This window comes from Massilia sp. IC2-278, assembly GCF_020708045.1.
Classification (GTDB): domain Bacteria; phylum Pseudomonadota; class Gammaproteobacteria; order Burkholderiales; family Burkholderiaceae_D; genus Telluria.
In genome coordinates this window covers 286,748-310,638 of record NZ_JAJFES010000005.1, presented here as the reverse complement: position 1 = coordinate 310,638, position 23,891 = coordinate 286,748, and the positions used below count along the sequence as shown (strand labels likewise).

The following is a 23,891-nucleotide window of genomic DNA, read 5'->3' as shown; positions in this document are numbered from 1 at the left end:
TTCGGAGTTACCCGAAACGCGCCCACAACATCACCGATCGGCCAAGCGCCCGACGGTTCCGCAGGCAATGGTGTAAGGTAGAACGTCGATTGCCTGCGGAGTTCCCGATGTTGATCAAACAAAACCCGAACGGCCTGGACCGGCCATTTGCCTCCGAAATCACCCCGCGCGAGGTGTATGAGGAGCGTCGCAAGTTCATCGCGCGCATGGCCGCCGGCGCCGCCGTCGGCAGCGCGCTGTGGGAAATGGCGAACCGCGAAGCCTTTGCCCAGGGCGTCTCCACGCAGAACGCCGCGCCGGTGCAGAAGCTGGCCGCGAAAGCCAACCCGGCCTTTTCCACCACCGAGCCGCAGACCTCGCTGCGCGACGCCACCCATTACAACAACTTCTACGAATTCGGCCTCGACAAGACCGATCCGGCCGAGAATGCGCACACCCTGCGCACCCGGCCCTGGACGGTCGCCATCGAAGGCGAGGTGAAAAAGCCGCTGCGCCTGGACATCGACAGCCTGACCAAACTGGCGCCGCTGGAAGAACGCATCTACCGCCTGCGCTGCGTCGAGGGCTGGTCGATGGTGATTCCCTGGGTCGGCTATTCGCTGTCGAACCTCATCAAGGCGGTGGAGCCGACCGGCAACGCCAAGTACGTCGAATTCACCACCCTGGCCGACCGGTCCCAGATGCCGGGCCTGAGGAGCGGCGTGCTCGACTGGCCGTATGTGGAAGGCCTGCGCATGGACGAAGCCATGCATCCGCTGGCGCTGCTCACCGTCGGCATGTACGGCCAGGTGCTGCCGAACCAGAACGGCGCGCCGGTGCGCGTGGTGGTGCCCTGGAAGTACGGCTTCAAGTCGCCGAAGTCCATCGTGCGCATCCGCTTCACGCGCGACCAGCCGAAGACGGCCTGGAACGTGTCGGCGCCACGCGAATACGGCTTTTATTCGAACGTGAACCCGAAGGTGGACCACCCGCGATGGTCGCAGGCCACCGAGCGCCGCATCGGCGAAGACGGCTTCTTCAAGCGCAAGCGCGATACGCTGATGTTCAACGGCTATAACGAGGTCGCTTCGCTGTACGTGGGCATGGACCTGAAAAGGTTCTTCTGATGGCGGCGGCGGGTCCTTCGGCGAAACAGATCACCGCGATCAAGGCGGCGCTGTTCGTGCTGGCGCTGCTGCCTTTCCTGTGGAGCGGCTGGCAGGTGGTGGCCGGCGTGCCGGTCGATCCGCTGGCCTACATCACGCACCAGAGCGGCGACTGGGCCTTGTACACCTTGTGCATCACGCTGGCGGTGACGCCGCTGCGCCGGCTCACGGGCTGGAACTGGGTGGTCAAATTGCGGCGCATGATCGGGCTGTTCGCCTTCTTTTATGCGCTGCTGCACTTCATCGCCTTCTTCTGGTTCGACCATTTCTTCGATGTCGCGTCGATGCTGCGCGACGTCGCCAAGCGGCCCTTCATCCTGGTCGGCTTCATCGCCTTCGTGCTGCTGATTCCCTTAGCGGCGACCAGCACCAACGCCATGATCCGGCGCCTGGGCGGCAAGCGCTGGCAGTGGCTGCACCGGCTGATCTACGTGGTCGCGCCACTCGCCGTGCTGCACTTCTGGTGGATGAAGGCGGCCAAGAACAACCTGGCGCAGCCGATGCTGTTTGCCGCGATCGTGGCGCTGCTGCTGGCGCTGCGCGTGTACTGGAGCCGGGTCAAGGCGCGGGCGGCGGTGCGCGCCTGACCCAAGGCATCAGGGGCCGGAGCAATCCCGGTCCCGACTGCCGGCCGGACTGAGCTGGTAGCGCTTGCCGCCGCCGAAATCGATGTCCGGCAAGGCCGGCGCGACTGTCCGCGGCAGCGCATCCGCCTTGCCTGCTTCCGTCCTGCCGCACTTGACTACGCTCATCGTGGCCAGGGCGTGCCAGCGTCCTTCGGCATCTTCCTGCACCACCAGCGACCAGGGGTGCGCCTCGTCCATGACGAGTACCTCGTCCTTGCCATCGCCGTTCACGTCGAGCAGATAGGCGGTGCATCGTGCGCTGGCCGTGACCAGGCAGCGCGGGAGGTAGATATCGCCCGTTGCGGCCGTCCAGTCCGTGCGCAGGAAGCTGTCCGGCAGGCGCGTGCCTTCGGGCAGGACGCGCACCTTGCTTGCCAGCGCAGCCGGCGTCTGGACCTGGTCTTCTTCCTGGGCCCAGCGCCAGCGCATCTTCTTCACGGCGGCAATCCGCTCATGCAAGGCCTGGTCGCCGCTGGTGGCGGCCGCGCCGTCGAGCCGGGCCAGCGCTTCCTGGCCGAAGCGCTGGCCGTCGAAACGTAGGTAGGCGAGGTCGAACTTGTCGATGCCGACCTTCTTCGCTTCCAGGCGCGCCAGCTGGCTGTTCACCGACACCCGGGCCGGATCGAGCAGGGGCGAAAACAGCAGCAGCACCGTGCCCAGCACCACGAAGGCGGTGGCGATGTTCACCCGCGCCAGCAGGGCCAGCCAGCCCTTGCGCAGCGCCGCCGCCGCGTAGCCGATGGCATAGCAGCTGGCGACCAGCATGCAGGCGGCGGCGACGATGCGGTCGACCGTCCAGCCATGCTCGCCCACGCGCAGCGCCAGCGCGTAGATGGCAATCGCGGTCAGCGGCACGGGCAGCAGGGCCGCCAGACGGGCGCTCAGGCGGATGACCCGGACCACCGGCGCACTGCCGTTCTGCCAGGCCGCATTGATGAGGATAACCAGCGCGGCGTCGGCGCACAGCAGCACGGCAGCGGCCGAGCGCGTGGCCCAGAGCGGTTCCAGTCCCGTGAACGGCAGGCTGGCGAGAAAGCCCGCGACGATCAGGGTCAGCACCGGCAGGATCCAGGATGCCAGCACCAGCAGCAGGCCGCGGATGCCCTGCACGATGGCGGGGCGCACGTCGGTCAGGTGCATGGCGCTGGAAAAGGCAAAGGCCGTCACCGGGATGCCGAACCAGGGTTCGCGGATCAGCTTCCACAGAAAGTCGATCTTCACCAGCCTGAACAGCTCGGAGCCCAGCAGCAGGGCGGCCCAGGCGATGCCGACGAACAGGCCGCTGAAGGCCAGTTGCACGCCGAGTTTCCAGGCGATTTCGAAATAGGTGGCATAGGCGGCGATGCGGCGCCGGTCGTGCGCGCCGGACAACACGAGGGCATGGGCGATGAACAGGCTGGCGGCCAGGAAGACGCACAGTTCGCCCGAAGGCATCGTCACATGCGAATCGTTCCAGCGCTCCGGCATGTTCCCCATGCGCCAGATGTCGTACACCGCCAGCGCCGCCACCAGGACCGCGGCCGTGGAAACCCAGGCGAGCACCTGGCGCCGCGTCAGGTGGCCAAGGCCGCTGATCAGGAGGATGGGCGCGAACAGCGCCACCAGCAGCACCGGCGCAAACAACAGGGGTTCGATGGCGGGCCAGACGTCGTAGTCTGCAACCAGGTAGAGCAAATAGAGGATCACGCCCTGGACCAGGCCGATGCCGGTGCGCAGCAGGGCGATGCGTGGCATGGCGGACGATTCGGATGCCGGCGCCGCGCCGGGCTGGACAGCTGCGTGCATAAAAAAATGCTCCGGAAGTTTATCCGGAGCATCCTAACATCTTATCAAGCCGTCAACGCACGTCGGCGGCAAAACGCTTTATTTCAGCATCGATTCCAGCGCGTACAGCTCGACCGGCTCTTCACGGCGGCGCACCAGGTGCATCTGCTCGCCGTCGACGATCACCTCGGCGGCGCGGCCGCGGGTGTTGTAGTTCGAGGCCATGGTCATGCCGTAGGCGCCGGCGCTCATCATCGCCAGCAGATCGCCCGGCTGCACGGCCAGTGCCCGTTCGCGCGCCAGCCAGTCGCCCGATTCGCACACCGGGCCGACCACGTCGTACAGTTCCGGCACGTCGCCGGTGCGCGGCGCGACCGCCTTCATGTCCATCCAGGCGCCGTACAGGGTCGGGCGCATCATGTCGTTCATGGCGGCGTCGATGATGCAGAAGTTCTTTTCCACGCCGGGCTTGAGGAACTCCACGCGGGTCAGCAGCACGCCGGTGCTGGCGACGATCGAGCGGCCCGGCTCGAAGATCACTTTCACCGCGCGGCCATCGTGGCGCGCGGCGCGCCAGGCGTCGATGCGGGCGAACAGGCGGCCCAGGTAGTCGCCCACCGGCACCGGCGGCGCGTCGCCGGCCGCGCCGTAGTCGACGCCGATGCCGCCGCCGATGTCCAGGTGGTGGATATGGATGCCTTCGGTGTCCAGGGTGTCGATCAGTTCGATCAGCTTATCGAGCGCTTCGAGGAGCGGCGCGTCGTCGAGTAGCTGCGAGCCGATGTGGCAGTCGATGCCGACCACGTCCAGGTGTGGCAGTGAGCTTGCTGTGCGGTAGGTCGCCAGCGCGTCGTCGAAGGCGACGCCGAACTTGTTGGCCTTCAGGCCGGTCGCAATGTAGGGGTGGGTCTTGGCGTCGACGTTCGGGTTCACGCGCAGCGACACCGGCGCGCGCTTGCCCATGCTGCCGGCCACCTCGTTCAGGCGGTGCAGTTCCGGAATCGACTCGACGTTGAAGCAGAGGATGCCGTGTTCCAGGGCCAGGCGCATCTCGGCCTCGGTCTTGCCCACGCCCGAGAAGATCACCTTGCCCGGATCGCCGCCGGCGGCGATCACGCGCAGCAGTTCGCCGCCCGAGACGATGTCGAAGCCCGCGCCCTCACGCGCCAGCAGGTCGAGGATGGCCAGGTTGGAATTGGCCTTCATCGCGTAGCAGACCAGGGCGTCTCGGCCCTGGCAAGCGTCGGCGTAGGCGGCGAAGTTTTCCAGCAGGGCCGACTTCGAGTAGACGTAGGTCGGGGTGCCGAATTCCTCGGCGACGCGGGACAGGGCGGTGCGTTCGGCGTGCAGGACGCCGTCTCGGTACGAAAAGTGCGACATGAATCTGGGTGCGGGATCTTATTGTTGAGGAGGGACGTTGGTCGGCGATGGCTGTGCCGTGCCGGCGCCTGGCGACGGGGCTGTCGTCTGCACCGGGGCCGAGGCTGGAGCAGGCGTGGCGAGCGGCATGGCGCCCAGCGTCGCGTTGGCTGGTGCCGGCCTGGCTGGCGGCATCGGCATGTAGAGCGGGCCGGTCTGGCCGCAGCCGGTCAGGGCGGAAGCGATGAGGACGAAGAGCGCAATGGGTGACTTCACGATTAGAATCACGGTTTGATCAAGACCTTGGAGTGTAGCATGACCGAAACCGAATTTTTGGACCTGGCCGAATCGACGCTGGACCGTATCGAAACCTGCTTCGACGAGCTGAACGACCAGGACGTGGTCGACGTCGAATGCAAGCGCAGCGGGAATGTGCTGGAGATCGAATTCATCGCCAACGGGTCGAAGATCATCGTCAACAGCCAGGCGCCGTTGAAGGAGATGTGGGTGGCGGCGCGGGCTGGCGGCTACCACTACAAGCGGGTGGGGGACGAGTGGAGGAATACCCGGGATGACAGCGAGTTGTTCACGGCGCTGTCGGACCTGGCGACGCAGCAGGGTGGGGCCCCGGTCAAGTTGGGGTAAGCGCGCATCGCGCCGGGGTTGTAGGGTGGACACCTGTGTCCACGCGGTGCCCCGGTCGCATGTCGATAATGTGGTTCGATACGGTAGCTGACGCACGGCGGATGCATTGCGGTTTGCAAGAGCACGACCGCGTGGGCACAGGTGCCCACCCTACGTGAAAGAATATTTCACTGATGCGTCTTAAGTGAAATATTCTTTCATTTAAACTTTTATTAGAACAGCTCGTTCCTCACCGCGTCCTGCGCCTTCTGCTGCGCCGGTGGTGGCGGGGCTCCGACATCGAGCGATTGCACGCCCGTGCCCGGCGGGTTCTCCACGTAGTAATAATCCCCTTCCGCCATGATCAGCCCAGGCGGCACTTCGCGCTCTTCCACCGGCACGCCCTTCAGCGCGGTCTGCATGTAGCCGATCCAGATCGGCAGGGCCAGGCCGCCGCCGGTTTCCTTGTTGCCCAGGTTCTTTGGCTGGTCGTAGCCCATCCACGCAATGCCCACCAGCTTCGGCTGGTAGCCGGCAAACCAGGCGTCGATCGAGTCGTTGGTGGTGCCGGTCTTGCCGGCGATGTCGGTGCGCTTCAGCGTGGCCGAGGCCTTGGCCGCGGTGCCGTAGCGCGCCACGTCCTTCAGCATCGAGTCCATCAGGAAGGCGTTACGCGCATCGATCACGCGGTTGGCTTCCACACCGGCGCGTTCCGGCCGCGCTTCCGACAACACCTTGCCGGCGCTGTCGGTGACCTTCGAGATCAAATACGGGCTGACGCGGTAGCCGCCGTTGGCGAACACGGCGTAGGCGCCGGCCATCTGCAGCGGCGTGGTGGCGCCGGCGCCCAGGGCGAGCGTCAGGTACGGGGGATTCCGTTCGGCGTCGAAGCCGAAGCGGGTCGCGTATTCCTGGCCGTAGCGCGCGCCGATGCGGTTCAGGATGCGGATCGAAATCATGTTCTTCGATTTCGTCAGGCCGCGACGCATCGTCATCGGGCCTTCGTAGCGGGCGTCGTAGTTCTTCGGCTCCCAGGCCTGGCCGCCGGTCTGGCCGGCGTCGAACGAGATCGGCGCATCGTTCACCAGCGTCGACGGCGACAGGCCGCGCTCCAGCGATGCCGAATAAATGAAGGGCTTGAACGAGGAACCCGGCTGGCGCCAGGCTTGCGTCACGTGGTTGAACTTGTTGCGGTTGTAGTCGAAGCCGCCGACCAGCGCCTTGATCGCGCCATCCTCGGTGCTGGCCGCAACGAAGGCCGATTCCACTTCCGGCATCTGGGTGATCTTCCAGGCCGACGTCCCGTCCTGCATCACGCGGATCAGGGCGCCGCGGCGAATGCGGCGGTTCGGCGCCGCCTTGGCGGACAGCCAGCTCGAGGCGAACGACAGGCCCTGGCCGCTGATCTTGATTTCTTCGCCCGATGCCAGCACCGCCGTCACCTGCGACGGCGAGGCCTGCAGCACGACGGCGGCCACGATGTCGTCGCTGTCGGGCTTCTCGGCCAGTTCCGCCTCGATGGCTTCGTCGGCTTCGGTCTTGTTGCTCGGGATCTCGATATAGGATTCCGGGCCGCGGTAAGGGTGGCGGCGCTCGTAGTCCATCACGCCGCGGCGCACGGCGAGGTAGGCCGCGTCCTGGTCGGCCTTGGTGATGGTGGTGAACACGTTCAGGCCGCGCGTATAGGTGTCTTCCTTGAACTGCTCGTACACCAGCTGGCGCGCCATCTCGGCCACGTACTCGGCGTGCACGCCGAAGGCGGTACTGTCGGATTTGATCTTCAGTTCCTCGGCCTTGGCGGTCTCGAACTGGGCGTCGGTGATGTAGCCGAGCGAGTGCATGCGCTGCAGGATGTACTGCTGGCGGGTGCGGGCGCGGGTCGGGTTCACGACAGGATTGTAAGCAGATGGGGCTTTCGGCAGGCCGGCCAGCATCGCCGCTTCGGCCACGCTGATGTCCTTCAGGTCCTTGCCGAAGTAGATCTGGGCCGCCGACTGGAAGCCGAAGGCGCGCTGGCCCAGGTAGATCTGGTTCATGTAGACCTCGAGGATCTGGTCCTTGGTGAGGTTCTTCTCGATCTTCCAGGCCAGCAGGGCCTCGTAGGCCTTGCGTTTCAGGGTCTGTTCGCTGGAGAGGAAGAAGTTCCTCGCCACCTGCTGGGTGATGGTCGAGGCGCCCTGGCGCGAGCTGCTGGTGGCGTTGTGCAGGGTCGCGCGCAGCACGCCCATGTAGTCGACGCCGCCGTGCTGGTAGAAGCGGTCGTCCTCGATCGACAGCACCGCCTTTTTCATGACGTCGGGGATGTCCTTGAAGCGCACCAGGGTCCGGCGCTCTTCGCCGAACTCGCCGATGAGGACGTTATCGGCCGTGAAGATCCGCAGCGGCATCTTCGGGCGGTAGTCGGTGATGGTGTCGAGGGCCGGCAAATTCGGGTAGGCCATGGCCAGGGCAAACACCACCAGCAGCACGCCGGTCAGTGCCAGGCCGGCGAGGCCGCCAATCGCCCACAGGACCAGGCGTTTGGCGCTGAACTTGTTCGGAGAAGAAGACTTGGAATCGGTTTTGGATTTCATGGCGTTCACATTGTTGATCCATCTCATTATAAAACAGGGGCTTTTCTGGTGGACGAAGTCAAGAGGACAAGGGTCTTGCGCGCGATCCGATAACAGTCCGACAAAGCCTGTTTCCAAGGCAGTAACGAGTGTGGCATGCGCGCGCCGGATTGTAGTGTTCCTGTGCAGAAATATCTTGTCGGCCCGCACCCTTATTGCTACGATTTAACGTGATGCCTCATATATGTGCAATAAATAGCCTTTTTATGAAGGCTTCTCAACCAATTCTTTCCCCAACGCGGGCGTTCAAATATCGTTCTGCTCCGGCAGACAGCAGTGAGGGAGTACGCTCGTGATCAATCTGGGTTCGCTGTTCGGCAAGGCCATTCCGCCTTTGGCCGGCCTCGACATCAGCACGTCGGGATTGCGCCTGGTGGAGCTGGCCGACGCCGGCAAGGGTGCGCTGCGCCTCGAGCGCCATGCCTTCGAAGCCCTGCCGCGCGGCGCCGTGGTCGACGGGAATATCGAGAATTTCGACCAGGTGGCCGAGGCCGTGCGCCGCATCTGGAAAAAGAGCGGCACCCGTGCCCGCAACGTGGCGCTGGGCATGCCGCCGGCCGCCGTCATCACCAAGAAGATCATCCTGCCGGCCGGCATGGGCGAAGACCAGCTCGAAGTGCAGGTCGAATCCGAGGCCAGCCAGTACATCCCGTTCGCGCTCGACGAAGTGAGCCTGGACTTCGACGTGGTCGGCCCGGCCGCCAATTCGCCGGACGACATGGAAGTCATGCTGGCCGCGGCGCGCCGCGAAAAGGTCGAGGACCGCGTGGCGCTGGCCGAGGCGGCCGGCCTGGTGGCCACCGTCATGGACATCGAATCCTACGCCGCGCGCGCGGCCCTGGAAAGGGCCCATGGCGGCGGCAAGGACAAGATCGTGGCGCTGTTCCAGATCGGCGCCAGCATGACGCAGGTCTCGGTGCTGCTCGACGGCGACACCGTGTATGAACGCGAACAGCCCTTCGGCGGCCACACGCTGACCCAGGAGATCGTGCGCACCTATGGCCTGAGCTATGAGGAAGCCGAGGCGCGCAAGAAGGCCGGCGACCTGCCGGAGAACTTCCGCGCCGACCTGCTCGCCCCCTTCCTGGAAAGCGCCGCGCTGGAAGTCACGCGCGCGATCCAGTTCTTCTACACCTCCACGCCCTACACCCGCATCGACCAGATCTGGCTGGCGGGCGGCAATGCGCTGCTGCCGGGCCTGGTGGAACTGATCGGCGGCCGCACCCGCATCCCGACGGCGCCGGTGGCGCCCTTCGACGGCATGCTGCTGGCCCCCGGCGTGCGCGAACAGCAACTGCGCCAGGAAGGCCCGGCCTGCCTGGTTGCCTGCGGCCTGGCCCTGCGGAGGTTCGGATGATCCGGATTAACCTGCTCCCGCACCGGGAAGCGAAACGCAAGCAGAAGCAGAAGGCCTTTGTCGCCATGCTGGTGCTCGGCGCCCTGCTGGGCGGCGCGGTGGTGCTGCTGGTGGGCGGCTGGAACGCCAGCCGCATCGCCATCCAGGAACAGCGCAACCTGGCGCTGAAGAACGAGAACGCAAAGCTCGACAAGAAGATCAAGGACATCGCCAACCTGAAGGAAGAAATCGAGGCGCTGAAGTCGCGCCAGCAGGCGGTCGAGGACTTGCAGGGCGACCGTAACCAGCCGGTCTACCTGCTCGACGAGCTGGTGCGCCAGACCCCGGACGGCGTGTTCCTGAAGTCGGTGAAGCAGGACGGCCAGCGCGTGACCCTGAACGGCTACGCCCAGTCGCAGGAGCGCGTGGCCGAGATGCTGCGCAATCTGTCCGGCCAGTCGCCGTGGCTGGAACAGCCCGACCTGACCGAAGTAAAAGCCGCCACCGTCACCCAGAACAAGCTGGCGCGCAAGGCCGTCGAGTTCACGCTGGCGGTGAACATCAAGCGCCCGCGCGAAGCCGAGGAAGCCGAAGGCGGCGAGGGTAGCGAGGGTAGCGAAGGCGGCAACAAGAAAGGCCTGGCGGCATCGGCCCTGGCGGCAAAGGATGGAGCCACCCCATGAACATCGACCTGAAACAATGGAGCGCCGACCTGGGGGCCCAGTTCGAGGGCCTGCAGGGACGCCCGCCCGGCCAGTGGCCGCTGGCGCCGCGCCTGCTGTGCGCGGCCGGCGTGATGGCGCTGGTGATCGTGCTCGGCTACTTCGCCTACTGGCAGGGCCAGTTCGAAGCCCAGGACGCCGGCGCGGCCCAGGAAGCCAAGCTGCGCACCGCCTACCAGAAGAAGATCGCGCAGGCGGTCAACCTCGAGGCGCTGCAGGCGCAGAAAGTCCAGGTCGACCAGTCGGTCGAGCGCCTGGAGAAGCAGTTGCCGAGCAAGGCCGAGATGGCGGCGCTGCTGTCGGACATCAACCAGGCCGGCGTCGGCCGCGGCCTGGCGTTCGAGCTGTTCCGCCCGAACCAGCCGGTGGTGCGCGACTACTACGCCGAGCAGCCGATCGACATCCGCATCAGCGGCAGCTACCACGACCTGGGCGCGTTCGCCGCCGACATGGCGCACATGCCGCGCATCGTGACGCTGAATAACATGTCGCTCGAGACCAACAAGGACGGCAGCCTGACGCTGGAAGCCATCGCCAAGACCTTCCGCTACCTCGATCCCGAGGAGCTGGCCGAGCAGAAGGCCGCGCGCCAGAAGGCAAAGGCCGGCGGCAAGGGTGGCAAAAGCGGCAAAGGAAGCAAAAAGGCGAAAGGGGCCGCGAAATGAAGATGAGCCATGGCATGCTGGCGTTGGTGCCGGCCCTGCTGCTGGCCGGCTGCGGCGACAGCGACGTGCGCGAAGTGCGCAGCTGGATGGAGCAGGTGAAAAGCGAAACGAAGCCGAAGGTGAAACCGCTGCCGGCCTCGAAGGAATTCATTCCCTTCGCCTACGACCAGGGGGGCGCGGTGGACCCGTTCAGCCCGGCCAAGATGGCCGAGGCCGGCCTGCTGGCCCAGGCGCGCAGCGCGCTGCAGCCCGACATGAACCGGCCGCGCGAGGCGCTCGAAGCCTATCCGCTGGACACGATGACGATGGTCGGCATGATGCAGAAGGGCGGCGCCAGCTTTGCGCTGCTGCGCATCGACAGCAGCATCTACCGCGTGCGCGCCGGCCAGCATTTGGGCCAGAACTTCGGCCTGGTGACGCGCGTGACGCCGGCGGCAGTGGAAATCAAGGAAATGGTACAGGACGCTAGCGGCGATTGGGTCGAGCGCATATCGAAGCTGGAGTTGCAGGAAAGTAAGGAGACCGGGAAATGACCCAATTTGCAATGAACAGCGGCGCGGCGCGCTTCCTGCCGGGCTGGCTGTTGCGTGCGGCGCTGCTGCTGGCGGCCGTCATCCTGGGTGCCGGCGTGGCGCATGCCCAGCAGGCTGCGCCGGCGAACGCCATCGAGTCGATCAGCGCCAACCAGCAGGGCCCGAACGTGGTTCTGAACATCGCCATGCGCGAGGCTCCCGCCAAGCTGCCGCTCGGCTTCGCCATCACCAACCCGGCCCGCATCGCCCTCGACTTCGGCGCCACCGCGAACGCCACCGGCAAGAGCAGCCACGACGTCAACCTGGGCGACCTGCGCAGCGTGAACGTGATCCAGGCCGGCGAACGCACGCGCCTGGTGCTGAACCTGAAGCGCACGGTGAGCTACAGCGCCGCCATCAGCGGCAAGTCGATCCTGGTGACCGTGGACGGCGCCGCCGCATCGGCATCGGCATCGGCCGTGACGGCGCCGGCCGGGGCAGCGCAGGCTGCCGTGCCGCCCGCCCGCGCCCAGCTGCGCAACCTCGACTTCCGCCGCGGCAGCAACGGCGAAGGCCGCGTCGTGGTCGACCTGCCGAACAGCCAGACCGCGGTCGACGTGCGCCAGCTCGGCAACCGGGTCCAGGTCGACTTCCTGAACACCGCGCTGCCGGAAGCGCTGCGCCGCCGCCTCGACGTCACCGATTTCGGCACGCCGGTATCAAGCGTCACCACCTCGGCCCAGGGCCAGAACGTGCGCATGGTCATCGAAGCGCAAGGCCAGTGGGAGCAATCGGTCTACCAGAGCGAAACCCAGCTGGTGGTCGACGTGCGCGCCGTGAAGGAAGACCCGAACAAGCTGGGCGGCCCGCAGGGCTTCCGCGGCGAGAAGATCAGCTTCGACTTCCAGAACATCGAAGTGCGCGCCGCGCTGCAGGCGGTGGCCGACATCTCGGGCCTGAACATCATCGCCGCCGACACCGTGAGCGGCAGCCTGACCCTGCGCCTGAAGGATGTACCGTGGGACCAGGCGCTCGACGTCATCCTGCAGTCGAAAGGCCTGGACATGCGCAAGAACGGCACCGTGCTGTGGATCGCGCCGAAGGAAGAGCTGCTCACGAAAGAGAAGCTCGAGCTCGAGCAGCGCGCGCAGATTTCCGACCTGGAGCCGCTGCGCTCCGAGATCTTCCAGCTGAACTACCAGAAGGCCGAGTCCTTCCGTACCGTCTTCGGCCTGGATGCCGGCACCGGTGCCGCCGGCGGCAGCGACCGCAACCGCGTGCTGTCCAAGCGCGGCAGCGCCATCATCGACCCGCGCACCAACCAGCTGTTCGTGACCGACATCGCCTCGAAGATCGAGGACATCCGGATGCTGATCCAGAAGACCGACATCGCCTCGAAGCAGGTCCTGATCGAGGCGCGCCTGGTGGAAGCGAACGATGGCTTCTCGCGCAACCTGGGCGCCAAGATCGGCTTCAACGATGCGCGCAACGCCGCCGGCGGCGATGCCGGCTACGGCGTGGGCGGCAGCAACCGCCTGGCGCTGAGCGGCACCCTGGCCGGCACCGGCGCCGTTACCGGCCAGGCCGCCGGCAGCACCTTCGACAACTCGACCCTGGTGAACCTGCCGGCGGCGGCGATCGGCGGCATCAACGCGCCGAGCCTGGCCTTCAGCCTGTTCTCCTCGTCCGACAACCGCTTCCTGAACCTGGAACTGTCGGCGCTGGAAGCCGACGGCAAGGGCAAGATCATCTCCAGCCCGCGCGTGGTCACCGAAGACAAGATGGTGGCCGTGATCGAGCAGGGCATCGAGCTGCCTTACCAGGTGGCGTCCTCCAGCGGCGCGACCTCGATCGAATTCAAGAAAGCCAACCTGCGCCTGGAAGTGATCCCGCAGATCACCCCGGACGGCAACGTGGTGCTGGAAGTGGACGTCAGCAAGGATTCGAAGGGCGAGGAAACCCGTGCCGGCTTCGCCATCAACACCCAGCACGTGAAGACCAAGGTGATGGTCGAGAACGGCGGCACGGTGGTGCTGGGCGGGATCTACCAGCAGACCGAGCGCAGCAACGAGAGCAAGGTGCCGCTGCTGGGCGACGTGCCTGTGCTGGGCTACCTGTTCAAGACCAAGGGCCGCGAAAGCGCGAAGACCGAACTGCTGGTCTTCATCACCCCGAAGATCGTGGCCGAGCGCGCGGCGGTAACGCGCTGAAACAAGCTGGAACCGTTTGACTTTCGTGCAGCGACGCCCTCAGAACGCGTCGCTGCGCTGTTTCAAGGGCCGGGCCGTATGCCGGCTGCATGAGTGACCGACAACCAACAATCGAGAAAAACTGGAACGACGATGCAGCACTCCTTCAAATCCTCTTCCTCCGCCTCGCCCCTGCGCCTGGCGGCCCTGACCCTGATCGCGGCGGCGGCCCTGAGCGCCTGCGGCGGCGGCGGCGGCAATCCCGGCTCGGTGGCCGCACCGGGCGGCGCCAGCGGCGGCACCTCGCCGACCACGCCGACCACGCCAGCCGTGCCGGCGGCGCCGACCGTCACCCTGGCCCTGGCCAACACCGGCGGCCAGGCCAGCAATTCGCTGAGCGGCGCCACGCCACTGACCGTGCAGGCCACTGTCAAGGATGCCAGCGGCAACCCGGTCAAGGAAGCGATGGTCACCTTTGCCACCGACGCCAGCCTGGCGATCTTCTCGCCGTCGGCCGGCACCGCGCTGACCGACGACCAGGGCGTGGCCCGCATCAGCCTGCGCTCGGCCAGCCTGGCCGCGGGCGGCGCCGGTAAACTCACCGCCACCGCCAGCGTGGGCGGCGCCACCATCGTCGGCGAACGCAACTTCCAGGTCGGCGCGACCACGCTCAGCTTCGGCACGGTCGCCACCCGCGACGCCCAGATCCAGGCCTATGACTCGACCGAGATCACGGTTCCAGTGCTGGCCGGCGGCACGCCTTACCTGAACCAGGTGAACGTCAACTTCACCTCGGCCTGCGTTACGGCGGGCAAGGCAACGCTGGCGCCGACCGTGGCAACGAACAACGGCGTCGCCAAGACGGTTTACCGCGACAAGGGCTGCGCAAACGACGACGTCATCACCGTTACTGCCGACGGCGTCTCGGTGCCGGCCACCGTGCCGCTGAAGATCGCGCCGCCGACGGCGGCGTCGGTGCAGTTCGTGTCGGCCGATCCGGTCGAGAAGTCGATCGTGATCCGGGGCCAGGGCGGCATCAACCGCACCGAGACGGCTGTCCTGAAATTCCGCGTCTTCGATACCTTCGGTAACCCCTTGCCGCGCCGCGCAGTCACATTCCGGGTGTCCGATCCGGCGGTGGTCCAGCTGAACAAGGCAACCGACACCACCGACGAGAACGGCGAAGTGATCACGACGGTCAATTCCGGACCGGTCGCGACTTCGTTCCGCGTCTTCGCGACGCTGCCGGACACTGCCACCGCAAGCCGGCCGGAAGGTATCTCGACCAGCTCGGATTCGATCGTCGTCACCACCGGCCTGCCGATCCAGCGCGCCTTCTCGCTCAGCGCCGAGAACTACAACCTGGAAGGCCTGAACAAGGACAGCAGCCCGACGACGCCGGCCACCCGCGTGCAGGTCATGATCGCGGATGCCTCCGGCAACCCGGTCCCGGACGGCACCCCGGTCGTGTTCCAGACCAACATGGGCTCGATCGGCTCGTCCGACAAGGGCGGCTGCAGCACCGTCAACGGCGGCTGCTCGGTCGACTTCCGCACCCAGGACCCGCGCAGCCACGGCAAGAACCAGCCGGCGACGCCTTGCAACACCGGCAGCGGCCCGCTGGTCAGCGACGACAGCGCCCGCGCGGGCCTGGCGACGGTCTGCGCCAGCAGCAGCGACGGCACCAACACCATCTTCAGCAAGATCGGCCTGTTCTTCGGCGGATCGAGCGCGGCCAAGGTCTTCCTGGACAACGGCACGACGGCGCTGGGCACCGACGTGACCGACCTGGGCACCGTGCGCGCGGCCGATTCGAAGGTCTTCGTGCTGCAGCTGAACGACGTCAACCTGAACCCGCTGCCGTTCGGCACCCAGGTCCAGGTGGCCAACGCCGTGAACGCGGCGGCGGCGGCGGTGGTGCCGGCAACCGTGCCGAACATCTTCCCGCACAGCGCCAGCGCCGACGACATCACCGGCGTCAACGTGTCCGGCGCCCAGGGTTCGCGCCATACCTTCTCGATCTCGAACCCGAACGCGGCGAGCTGCACGGCCCCGGTGACGGCGACCTTCAACGTCACCGTGACCACGCCGGGTAACGTTGTCACCACGATTCCGTTTAAACTGACGTTCAGCTGCCCATAAGCGGGTAACCGCAGCGGGTGACCGTAACAACAAACGGCCAGGCTTGAACTGGCCGTTTGTCTTTTTAGGCGAGCTCAATATCGTGCCCGAGGCGTACAGTAACAACATCTTCCTGGTCGGCCTGATGGGGTCCGGCAAGACCACCATCGGCCGGCTGCTCGCGCGCCGGCTGGGCAAGCGCTTCGTCGATTCCGACCATGCGATCGAGGCGCGCACCGGCGCCTCGATCCCGTGGATCTTCGAGATCGAGGGCGAGGGCAGCTTCCGCCGGCGCGAGGCCGAGATGATCCGCGAGCTCACCGCCCAGGACGGCATCGTGCTCGCCACCGGCGGCGGCGCCATCCTCGACCCCGCCAGCCGCGCCCTGCTGGCCGAGCGCGGCACCGTGATCTACCTGCGCGCCAGCATCGGCAGCATCCTCCAGCGCACCTCCCACGACAAGAACCGTCCGCTGCTGCAGACGGCCGACCCGCGCCGCAAGCTCGAGCAGCTGCTGGTCCAGCGCGAGCCGCTGTACCGCGAGATCGCGCACCTCGTCATCGATACCGGCCGTCCTAACGTACAATCGATGGTCCAGACTATCCTAGAACAGCTGGACGCGCTCGAAGCCGGGCGCGCCCGGCGCGCGAAGGCGGCATCGATGACCCAGGCAATACAGAACGCAGCACAACTCACCCTCAACGTCGAACTCGGCGAACGCAGCTATCCCATCTCGATCGGCCCCGGCCTGCTGGCCGATCCGGCGGCGCTCGTGCGCCACGTCGGCGGCACGAAGGCGGCCATCGTCACCAACACCACCGTGGCCCCGCTCTACCTCGAGCAGGTGGCGGCGCCGCTGCGTGCGGCCGGCAAGGAGGTGGTGGAAATCGTCCTGCCCGATGGCGAGGAGCACAAGCACTGGGGTTCGCTGATGGCCGTCTTCGACGCCCTGCTGGCCAACAAGTGCGACCGCAAGACCACCCTGGTGGCGCTGGGCGGCGGCGTGATCGGCGACCTGACCGGCTTCGCGGCGGCCAGCTACATGCGCGGCGTGCCGTTTGTCCAGATCCCGACCACACTGCTGGCCCAGGTCGATTCCTCGGTAGGCGGCAAGACCGGCATCAACCACCCACTCGGCAAGAACATGATCGGCGCCTTCTACCAGCCGCGCGCCGTGCTGGCCGACACCGCCACCCTGGACACGCTGCCGCCGCGCGAACTGTCGGCCGGCCTGGCCGAAGTGATCAAGCATGGCGCCATCCTCGATGGCGAATTCTTCGACTGGATCGAAGCGAACATCGCACGCCTGGTGGCGCGCGAGCCGGACGCGCTGGCGCATGCCATCGCCCGCTCCTGCGAAATCAAGGCCGACGTGGTGCGCAAGGACGAACGCGAAGGCGGCCTGCGCGCGGTGCTGAACTTCGGCCACACCTTCGGTCACGCGATCGAAGCGGGCCTCGGCTATGGCGAATGGCTGCACGGCGAAGCGGTCGGCTGCGGCATGGTGATGGCGGCCGACCTGTCGCAGCGCCTGGGCCTGATCGACGGCGCCAGCGTGGACCGCCTGCGCAAGCTGGTGGCGGCGGCCGGCCTGCCGGTCGTGGCGCCGGACCTGGGCGCTGCGCGCTGGATCGAGCTGATGGAGGTCGACAAGAAGAACGAGGGCGGGGCGATCAAGTTCATCCTGCTCAAGCCCCTGGGCAGCCCGAGCATCGCAAGCGTGCCGCAGGACGTGCTGCAGGCCACGCTGGCGGCCTGCATCGTGCAGGACAAGCAAAGCTGAGGAGGCGCGCATGATCGACTTCGACTGCAACCTGGCCCCTTACGCCGCGCACTCCTCGCAGTCGCGCGGGCGCAAGTTCGACGAGCCGGCGCCCGGTTCGCGCAGCGAGTTCCAGCGCGACCGCGACCGCATCATCCACTCCACCGCCTTCCGGCGCCTGGAGTACAAGACCCAGGTCTTCCTGAACCACGAAGGCGACTTGTTCCGCACGCGCCTGACGCACTCGATCGAGGTGGCGCAGATCGGCCGCACCCTGGCGCGCAGCCTGCGCCTGAACGAAGACCTGGTCGAAGCCACGGCCCTGGCGCACGACCTCGGCCACACGCCCTTCGGCCACGTGGGCCAGGACGTGCTGAACGAATGCATGAAGGACTACGGCGGCTTCGAGCACAACCTGCAGAGCCTGCGCGTGGTCGACCACCTCGAAGAACACTACGGCGCCTTCGACGGCCTGAACCTGACGTTCGAAACGCGCGAAGGCATCCTGAAGCACTGCTCGCTGAACAATGCGCGCCAGCTGGGCGAACTCGGCCAGCGCTTCATCGACAAGACCCAGCCCAGCCTGGAAGCGCAGCTGACCAACCTGGCCGACGAAATCGCCTACAACAACCACGACATCGACGATGGCCTGCGTTCCGGGCTGCTGACGATGGCGCAGATGGAAGAAGTGGAGCTGTTCGCGCGCAACCGCCACGCGGTGGAGGCGCAGTACCCGGGCCTGCCGGGACGGCGCGCGCTGTACGAGACGATCCGCCTGATGATCACGGCCATGACGGCCGACCTGGTCGAGACCTCGGCGGCGCGCCTGCTGGAAGCGGCGCCGCGCGACATCGAGGACGTGCGCAAGGGGCCGCCGCTGATCCGCTTCTCGGACCGGATGCGTCTTGAAACCACGGCGCTCAAGCGCTTCCTGTACGCGAATCTGTACCGGCACTTCCAGGTGAACCGCATGCGCGTGAAGGCGAGCCGCATCGTGCGCGAGCTGTTCGATGCCTTCATGACGGACCCGGTGCTGCTGCCTCCGGATTACCAGGTGGCTGCGGGCGATGTTCACAAGCAGGCGCGCAAGATTGCGGACTACATCGCGGGGATGACGGACCGGTATGCGATCCGCGAGCACCGCAGGATTTTTTCGCTCGATACGCTGTAGCTGTGGCTTTTCGCTAGCAAAACCCGGTTTGGCAAGGAGTGGGTGGGCAGGGCTGCGGGTGATGCCAAGGCTATAGGCGGCGCCAGGGTTGGCAGGCGAGCGGGCAATTGTTCTGAGCTAAGACACGAAGCGGGAGAGTAGAGGAAACCCGCTGCCATCGCCCTCTGCAAGGGGAGGGGAGGGGCTCTTTTCTAGGCCCTCTGTAAACCTGTCCCGTTTGGCCTGTGCATCCTGTCGTTTCTTGTCTGGTTTTGTCTTGAAAAAAAACGAGACAAAATACGGCAGAAAACGACAGCTTTGGCACCCTGAACGAGACAGCTTTACAGAGGGCGCTTCCAGAGCCCTACCAGCCTGTCCTCGACATGGCATCGCCGCGATTTCCGGCGAACTGAACCAATTCAAACAGCGCGAGTCCAACAGATATCATTCGATACCTGCGGAGCGCCGATGGGACAGTTATATGTGAATGGGCCGTTGCTCACTCCTCGCTTGCTGCAAGACCTCGTGAACAGCCTCGCCCGCACCAAGAGCACGCTGTCGCCCATCGAAGCCATCGAGATGGCGGTACGTGCCTGGATAGCGACGACTGAAGACGTTTTTCTGTCGGGTCAGAATTCCCACGACGATCTCGGCCACGCATCGCGCCAGCGCGCCCATATTTGCGCCCAGCCCCGGCCCGGCGGCTACCAGTGGAAATCGCTGTTCCTGCCGCACGGCACCGAATTGCGTATGAGCACGGAGGCAGGCTCCTTCTACGCCCAGGTCGACGGCGACGTCATCCTCCACAAGGGCAAGTCCGTGTCGCCGCGCCAGTTCACCATGGCTGCTGCAGGCAACGGCCGCAATGCCTGGCGCGACGTCGCGGTCCGGCGTCCCGGCGACGACCGCTGGCGCATCGCCTCACAACTGCGGCGCGAATGCGGCATTGAAGACCCGCGGAAGGAAAACGTATCGCCCATGATCGCGATGCGCGAAGTCGCCGCTGCCATGGAAGCCACCCTGAAAACCGCGCAAGGAATCATCGCCGAAGCAAAAGGATTCGCCGAACCCAAGTTCGACCGCCGCCACACCCCCGCACGCCGCAACGAAGACATCATCGAGAAACTCTCGCAGCTCGAATAAAGGCCGCCCCGTTGGTTTTGTAGGTTTTGTAGGGTGGGCCGGGCCGCGCCAGGCACCTGTGCCCACGCGGCACGGTACCGGTCCCTTCCACAAACGTCACCGAACGACTGAAACGCGAGCGTACTTGTCACAGACGTCTCAAAACAAACTCGGCCGTCCCAACTCCAGCAACAGCTTCTTCACCGGCGCCGGCAACGCCGCCTCCTCGATCGCCGCCAGCTTCCACCACACGAATCCCGCCGGCGCCACAGGCCGCGCAACCGGCGTCACTTTGTGCGGAAAGATATGCAGCTTGTAGTGCGTGAACACGTGCACCAGCGGCAGCAGCGCCTGCACCTCGTCGAGCTCGCCAAACCGCGCCAGCGCGCCCGCCATCACGGACGAAGAAGGCGCCAGCATCGAAGGCGCCGCATCCCCCAGCGCCACATGCCCCTCGACCTCGGGCAGCGACAGCAGCCCACCCCAGATCCCGCTGCCCGGCCGCTGCTCGAGCAGCACCTCGCCGTCGAACACGACCACCAGCAGATCCGCCCGTTTTTCCGGCGACGCCTTTTTCGGCTTGCGCACCGGCAGCTCCGCCGTGCGCCCGGTCGCATACGCCACGCAGCGCGCCTGCAGCGGGCAACGCCCACAATCAGGCTTCGAGCGCGTGCACAGCGTCGCCCCCAGGTCCATCAGTCCCTGCGTATAGGCCTCGATCCCATCGAGCGGCAGCAGCGCATCCGCACGCCGCCACAGGGCTTCCTCGACCCGCTTCTCGCCCGGATACTGCTCGACCCCGAACACGCGCGCGAACACGCGCTTCACGTTCCCGTCCAGGATCGCCGCGCGCGTGCCGTTCGAGAACGCCGTGATCGCGGCCGCCGTAGAGCGCCCGATCCCCGGCAAGTCCGCCAGCAACAAGGGATCGCTCGGAAACACGCCGCCGTATTCAGCCACCACACGCCGCGCACAGGCGTGCAAATTGCGCGCGCGGGTGTAGTAACCGAGGCCGCTCCAGTAGGTCATCACGTCCTCGACCGGCGCCGCGGCCAGGTCCTGCACGGTCGGAAAGCGCTCCAGAAAGCGCGCGTAATAGCCCAGCACCGCGGCCACCTGGGTCTGCTGCAGCATGATCTCGGACAGCCACACGCGGTAGGCGTCGCGCGTGTTCTGCCAGGGCAGGGTATGGCGTCCGTGCGCGCGCTGCCAGGTGATCACCGCGTCCGAAAACGTCGGGTCGGCCAGCGAATCGAACTGGGCAAATTCCTTCACACGCATCACGCCGCCTCCAGCAGTGCCGGCTCGTCCAGCGCCGTGCACACGGCCGCGCCCAGATCTTGCACCTGGCGGCGCTGGCGTTCCAGCTCGCCCTGGCGCGCCTCGAACGCGGCGATCTTCTGCTCCAGGCTGTCGGTGGCGTCGTGGATGCGCTGGATCGAGGCCAGGCGGTGGCGCAATTGCTCCTTGTGCTGGCGGATCTGGGTTTCGAGCGGCGCCATGATCACCTTCAGCCAGGCCTCGACGTCGGCATTCGCGGCGCGGAACACGCGCCGCACGCGCGAGGCGATGGAGTCGAAGAAGCGCTCCATCAGCGTCGCGCGGCTGGTCATGAGCAGGGTCGCGGTGCCGAACTGCTTCAGGTAGAGCGTTTCGATGGCGTCGATCTCCTCGCGGTAGCGCGCCAGGGTGAGCGAGGGCGGCGGCGACAGCGTCAAGCCGTGTTCGGCCGCGAAGCTGCGCACCATGGCTTCGGTGGTGGCGGCGATCTCGCCGACCTTGGCTTCCGAGGCGTCGAGCGCCGCGCGCGCTTCGTCGAAGAAGGCGCGCACCGGCGCGCGCATGCCGGTGGCGAAGCGCGCGGCCTGCAGCGCCAGGCGCACGCTTTCGGCCTGGCGCGCCACGCCGTCCACGCCGAGCAGGGTGTAGAGCTGGGTCGAGAGCGCGGCAAAGCGGGTGCGCGCTTCCTGCAGGCGCAACAGGCCGGCGTCGAAGTCCTTCCGCTCGGCCTCGATGCGGCGCATCATCAGCGCCAGCACGGCCTGGTTCTTGCCGCGCAGGCTTTTCAGTTCCTGCAGCTGCTCGACCAGGTCGCGCGTGCGTGCGCCGAGGGCCGCGCCGAGGGCGCCTTCGAGCGTGGCCAGGTCCTCGCGCAGCTGGCGCGCCAGGATGGTTTTCTTTTGCGGGATCAGGCTGTGCAGCAGGGCCGCTTCCAGCGCGCCGACGCGGCTGCGCTCGAACAAATCCATGTCGCCGTGGATGCGCCCGACCAGCGCCTGCTGGGCCGATACCGGGAATACCTGGTCGATCTCCAGCCCGAGCTGCTGGGCCACGCCGCGCTGCTGGCGCGCGATCTCGGCCTCGTTGCCGGCGTCGTCCTTGAGCGGGTCCCACATGGCGTCGATCTTGTTCAGCACCACCAGGCGCCCCGGGCCGGCGCCGATATGGGTGCGCCACACATCGATGTCGCTGCGCGTGACGCCGGTTTCGGCGGCCAGCACGAACAGCACCGCGTGCGCGTTCGGGATCAGGTTCAGCGTCAGTTCGGGCTCGGTGCCGATCGCGTTCAGGCCCGGCGTGTCGAGGATCACCAGGCCTTGCTTGAGGAGCGGGTGCGGCAGGTTGATGATGGCGTGGCGCCACTGCGAGATCTCGACCGTGCCGTCCGGCCCCAGGGCGTCGGCGTGGTCCGGGTCGAGCGGGTCGTACAGGCCATAGTTCTGGGCTTGCTCGCTGGGCACGCGGCGCGTCAGGCTCACCTGGCGGAAGGCGGCGCTCATGCTGTCGGGCGCATCGAGGTCGAGCGGGATCACGGTCCAGGCCGATGGGTCCTCACGGTAGTCGGCGGTCGACAGATTGCTGGCGCGGGTGGCGATCGGCAGCAGGCGGATGCAGGGCGGCAGGGCGGCGTCGTACAGCAGCTCGGTCGGGCACATGGTGGTGCGGCCGGCAGCCGAAGGCAGGATGCGCTTGCCGTAGTCGGCGAAGAAGATCGCGTTGATCAGTTCGGATTTGCCGCGCGAGAATTCGGCGACAAAGGCCACCGACAGGCGGTCGTCGCGCACCCGCGCCTGGGCCTGGCCAACGCGCGCCAGCGTTGCCGCGTCGCCCAGTTCCAGCGCTTGCAGCGCGGCCCGGTAAGCGTCCAGTGCACGCGCAATGGCAGCGCGCCAGGCGCCGTATTCTTGTATTTGTTGCATCTCTCTCACCCGCTCTTCAGGAATTAGCGCTGGCAGGTGGCGCAATAAAAGGTGGAGCGCTGGCCCTGCTTGATTTGTCGGATCGGGGTGCCACAGTTTCTGCACGGCACTCCGGCTCGATCATAGACGAAATATGTCTGCTGGAAATATCCAGACTGCCCATTTACTGCAATAAAGTCACGCAGCGTGCTGCCGCCCTGCACGATGGCGGCGGCCAGGATCTCGCGGATCGCCACGGCCAGTTTTTCATAGCGCGCGCGGCTGATGCGCGCGGCCGGCGTCTTCGGGTTGATGCCGGCGCGGAACAGGCTTTCGCAGGCGTAGATATTGCCCACGCCAACCACGATGTCGCCGGCCAGCAGCACCTGCTTGATCGGCGCGCTGCGCTTGCGCGTGGCGCGGTACAGCAGCTCGGCGGAGAACTGTTCTTCCAGCGGCTCCACGCCCAGGCCGCGCAGCAGGATGTGCTGCTCCAGCTCGCCGTCGTCGTTCGCATGCCAGAGCACGGCGCCGAAGCGGCGCGGGTCGTGCAGGCGCAGCACCTGCTTCCGGTCGCCATCGGATACGACGAGGTCGAAGTGATCGTGTTTCTTCAGTTCGATACCGGGCGGCAGCACGCGCAAGTGGCCCGACATGCCCAGGTGCACGATCAGCGTGCCACCCGCAAAGCCCAGCAGCAGATACTTGCCGCGCCGCTTGACGTGCTCGATGCGCTGGCCGACCAGGGTCGCGGCGATGTGGGCAGGGAAGGGCCAGCGCAGGCCCTCGCGGCGGAACACGACTTCCTCGACCACGCGGCCTTCCAGGTGGGGCGCGACACCGCGCCGGGTGACTTCTACTTCCGGGAGTTCAGGCATGAAAATCTGACAAATACTTGTAAATTCGTGTTGCGGGCGCGCACGCGTTGCGGGGCTTGGGCGTAGAATCGGGACATCCTTCCCGATATGGACATGCTTTGAAAAACGCTTTCGTCATTGTAACT

The 23,891-nt window shown here is 66.3% G+C and carries 19 protein-coding genes; 12 read left to right on the top strand and 7 right to left on the bottom strand.

What is annotated here, in order from left to right:
• Window positions 1–107: 107 nt before the first annotated feature.
• Both msrP and LK540_RS13105 read left to right on the top strand, forming a co-directional pair.
• On the top strand, window positions 108–1,106 hold the full coding sequence (gene msrP / locus LK540_RS13110) for a protein-methionine-sulfoxide reductase catalytic subunit MsrP (protein ID WP_229437746.1): 999 nt from the start codon (window positions 108–110) through the stop codon (window positions 1,104–1,106).
• Window positions 1,106–1,732 carry a sulfite oxidase heme-binding subunit YedZ gene (locus LK540_RS13105; protein WP_229437745.1) on the top strand — a complete coding sequence of 209 codons (627 nt, stop codon included), beginning with the start codon at window positions 1,106–1,108 and terminating at the stop codon, window positions 1,730–1,732. Before msrP ends, LK540_RS13105 begins: the two co-directional genes overlap by 1 nt.
• Before the next feature lie 9 nt (window positions 1,733–1,741).
• Here LK540_RS13105 and LK540_RS13100 read toward each other — a convergent pair whose 3' ends face one another.
• From LK540_RS13100 to LK540_RS13090, 3 genes are all read right to left on the bottom strand, one after another.
• Entirely contained in the window at window positions 1,742–3,556 is a 1,815-nt protein-coding gene (locus LK540_RS13100) for a DUF4153 domain-containing protein (protein WP_229437744.1), read from the bottom strand.
• A 78-nt stretch (window positions 3,557–3,634) separates the two neighbouring features.
• Window positions 3,635–4,915, bottom strand: coding sequence for a diaminopimelate decarboxylase (lysA, locus tag LK540_RS13095; RefSeq protein WP_229437743.1), 1,281 nt, complete (start codon window positions 4,913–4,915; stop codon window positions 3,635–3,637).
• A gap of 18 nt (window positions 4,916–4,933) precedes the next feature.
• Window positions 4,934–5,170: a lipoprotein gene (locus tag LK540_RS13090; RefSeq protein WP_229437742.1), complete on the bottom strand. Its 237-nt coding sequence runs from the start codon at window positions 5,168–5,170 to the stop codon at window positions 4,934–4,936.
• A gap of 39 nt (window positions 5,171–5,209) precedes the next feature.
• On the opposite strand from LK540_RS13090, the gene cyaY reads away from it, so the two are divergent.
• On the top strand, window positions 5,210–5,539 hold the full coding sequence (gene cyaY / locus LK540_RS13085; protein WP_229437741.1) for an iron donor protein CyaY: 330 nt from the start codon (window positions 5,210–5,212) through the stop codon (window positions 5,537–5,539).
• A gap of 212 nt (window positions 5,540–5,751) precedes the next feature.
• On the opposite strand, the gene LK540_RS13080 is transcribed toward cyaY, so the two are convergent.
• Window positions 5,752–8,091, bottom strand: a complete 2,340-nt coding sequence (locus LK540_RS13080; RefSeq protein ID WP_229437740.1) for a penicillin-binding protein 1A — start codon at window positions 8,089–8,091, stop codon at window positions 5,752–5,754.
• Window positions 8,092–8,422: 331 nt separating this feature from the next.
• Here LK540_RS13080 and LK540_RS13075 point away from each other — a divergent pair, with 331 nt between their 5' ends.
• The 9 genes from LK540_RS13075 (at window position 8,423) to LK540_RS13035 (ending at window position 19,730) form a co-directional block, all read left to right on the top strand.
• Complete coding sequence (locus LK540_RS13075; protein WP_229437739.1) at window positions 8,423–9,487, top strand: pilus assembly protein PilM; 1,065 nt, start codon at window positions 8,423–8,425, stop codon at window positions 9,485–9,487.
• Entirely contained in the window at window positions 9,484–10,149 is a 666-nt protein-coding gene (locus LK540_RS13070; protein WP_229437738.1) for a PilN domain-containing protein, read from the top strand. The genes LK540_RS13075 and LK540_RS13070 overlap by 4 nt, the downstream gene beginning before the upstream one ends.
• On the top strand, window positions 10,146–10,853 hold the full coding sequence (locus tag LK540_RS13065; protein WP_229437737.1) for a type 4a pilus biogenesis protein PilO: 708 nt from the start codon (window positions 10,146–10,148) through the stop codon (window positions 10,851–10,853). The genes LK540_RS13070 and LK540_RS13065 overlap by 4 nt, the downstream gene beginning before the upstream one ends.
• The gene (locus tag LK540_RS13060; protein ID WP_229437736.1) at window positions 10,850–11,386 is read left to right on the top strand and encodes a pilus assembly protein PilP; all 537 of its coding nucleotides are present in this window, start codon (window positions 10,850–10,852) and stop codon (window positions 11,384–11,386) included. Before LK540_RS13065 ends, LK540_RS13060 begins: the two co-directional genes overlap by 4 nt.
• Complete coding sequence (pilQ, locus tag LK540_RS13055) at window positions 11,383–13,575, top strand: type IV pilus secretin PilQ (protein ID WP_229437735.1); 2,193 nt, start codon at window positions 11,383–11,385, stop codon at window positions 13,573–13,575. Before LK540_RS13060 ends, pilQ begins: the two co-directional genes overlap by 4 nt.
• Before the next feature lie 132 nt (window positions 13,576–13,707).
• Window positions 13,708–15,696, top strand: a complete 1,989-nt coding sequence (locus LK540_RS13050; RefSeq protein WP_229437734.1) for an Ig-like domain-containing protein — start codon at window positions 13,708–13,710, stop codon at window positions 15,694–15,696.
• A 124-nt stretch (window positions 15,697–15,820) separates the two neighbouring features.
• A complete protein-coding gene (gene aroKB / locus LK540_RS13045; RefSeq protein WP_229437790.1) occupies window positions 15,821–17,458 on the top strand; it encodes a bifunctional shikimate kinase/3-dehydroquinate synthase AroKB in 1,638 nt (545 codons plus the stop codon).
• A 10-nt stretch (window positions 17,459–17,468) separates the two neighbouring features.
• Window positions 17,469–18,608: a deoxyguanosinetriphosphate triphosphohydrolase gene (locus tag LK540_RS13040; protein WP_229437733.1), complete on the top strand. Its 1,140-nt coding sequence runs from the start codon at window positions 17,469–17,471 to the stop codon at window positions 18,606–18,608.
• Between the two features lie 504 nt (window positions 18,609–19,112).
• A complete protein-coding gene (locus LK540_RS13035; RefSeq protein WP_229437732.1) occupies window positions 19,113–19,730 on the top strand; it encodes a hypothetical protein in 618 nt (205 codons plus the stop codon).
• Between the two features lie 138 nt (window positions 19,731–19,868).
• Here LK540_RS13035 and mutY read toward each other — a convergent pair whose 3' ends face one another.
• The 3 genes from mutY to mutM are packed head-to-tail and all read right to left on the bottom strand — an operon-like array spanning window position 19,869 to window position 23,766.
• On the bottom strand, window positions 19,869–20,990 hold the full coding sequence (mutY, locus tag LK540_RS13030) for an A/G-specific adenine glycosylase (protein WP_229437731.1): 1,122 nt from the start codon (window positions 20,988–20,990) through the stop codon (window positions 19,869–19,871).
• Entirely contained in the window at window positions 20,990–22,909 is a 1,920-nt protein-coding gene (locus LK540_RS13025) for a dynamin family protein (protein WP_229437730.1), read from the bottom strand. The genes mutY and LK540_RS13025 overlap by 1 nt, the downstream gene beginning before the upstream one ends.
• A gap of 23 nt (window positions 22,910–22,932) precedes the next feature.
• Complete coding sequence (gene mutM, locus LK540_RS13020) at window positions 22,933–23,766, bottom strand: bifunctional DNA-formamidopyrimidine glycosylase/DNA-(apurinic or apyrimidinic site) lyase (RefSeq protein WP_229437729.1); 834 nt, start codon at window positions 23,764–23,766, stop codon at window positions 22,933–22,935.
• Window positions 23,767–23,891: the final 125 nt, after the last annotated feature.

What these genes read in the sequence shown, in the direction of transcription:
- msrP (WP_229437746.1), top strand. Translation starts at nt 108, where the DNA reads ATGTTGATCAAACAAAACCCGAACGGCCTGGACCGGCCATTTGCCTCC.
- LK540_RS13105 (WP_229437745.1), top strand. Translation starts at nt 1,106, where the DNA reads ATGGCGGCGGCGGGTCCTTCGGCGAAACAGATCACCGCGATCAAGGCG.
- LK540_RS13100 (WP_229437744.1), bottom strand. Translation starts at nt 3,556, where the DNA reads ATGCACGCAGCTGTCCAGCCCGGCGCGGCGCCGGCATCCGAATCGTCC.
- lysA (WP_229437743.1), bottom strand. Translation starts at nt 4,915, where the DNA reads ATGTCGCACTTTTCGTACCGAGACGGCGTCCTGCACGCCGAACGCACC.
- cyaY (WP_229437741.1), top strand. Translation starts at nt 5,210, where the DNA reads ATGACCGAAACCGAATTTTTGGACCTGGCCGAATCGACGCTGGACCGT.
- LK540_RS13080 (WP_229437740.1), bottom strand. Translation starts at nt 8,091, where the DNA reads ATGAAATCCAAAACCGATTCCAAGTCTTCTTCTCCGAACAAGTTCAGC.
- LK540_RS13070 (WP_229437738.1), top strand. Translation starts at nt 9,484, where the DNA reads ATGATCCGGATTAACCTGCTCCCGCACCGGGAAGCGAAACGCAAGCAG.
- LK540_RS13065 (WP_229437737.1), top strand. Translation starts at nt 10,146, where the DNA reads ATGAACATCGACCTGAAACAATGGAGCGCCGACCTGGGGGCCCAGTTC.
- LK540_RS13060 (WP_229437736.1), top strand. Translation starts at nt 10,850, where the DNA reads ATGAAGATGAGCCATGGCATGCTGGCGTTGGTGCCGGCCCTGCTGCTG.
- pilQ (WP_229437735.1), top strand. Translation starts at nt 11,383, where the DNA reads ATGACCCAATTTGCAATGAACAGCGGCGCGGCGCGCTTCCTGCCGGGC.
- LK540_RS13050 (WP_229437734.1), top strand. Translation starts at nt 13,708, where the DNA reads ATGCAGCACTCCTTCAAATCCTCTTCCTCCGCCTCGCCCCTGCGCCTG.
- aroKB (WP_229437790.1), top strand. Translation starts at nt 15,821, where the DNA reads ATGGGGTCCGGCAAGACCACCATCGGCCGGCTGCTCGCGCGCCGGCTG.
- LK540_RS13040 (WP_229437733.1), top strand. Translation starts at nt 17,469, where the DNA reads ATGATCGACTTCGACTGCAACCTGGCCCCTTACGCCGCGCACTCCTCG.
- mutY (WP_229437731.1), bottom strand. Translation starts at nt 20,990, where the DNA reads ATGCGTGTGAAGGAATTTGCCCAGTTCGATTCGCTGGCCGACCCGACG.
- LK540_RS13025 (WP_229437730.1), bottom strand. Translation starts at nt 22,909, where the DNA reads ATGCAACAAATACAAGAATACGGCGCCTGGCGCGCTGCCATTGCGCGT.
- mutM (WP_229437729.1), bottom strand. Translation starts at nt 23,766, where the DNA reads ATGCCTGAACTCCCGGAAGTAGAAGTCACCCGGCGCGGTGTCGCGCCC.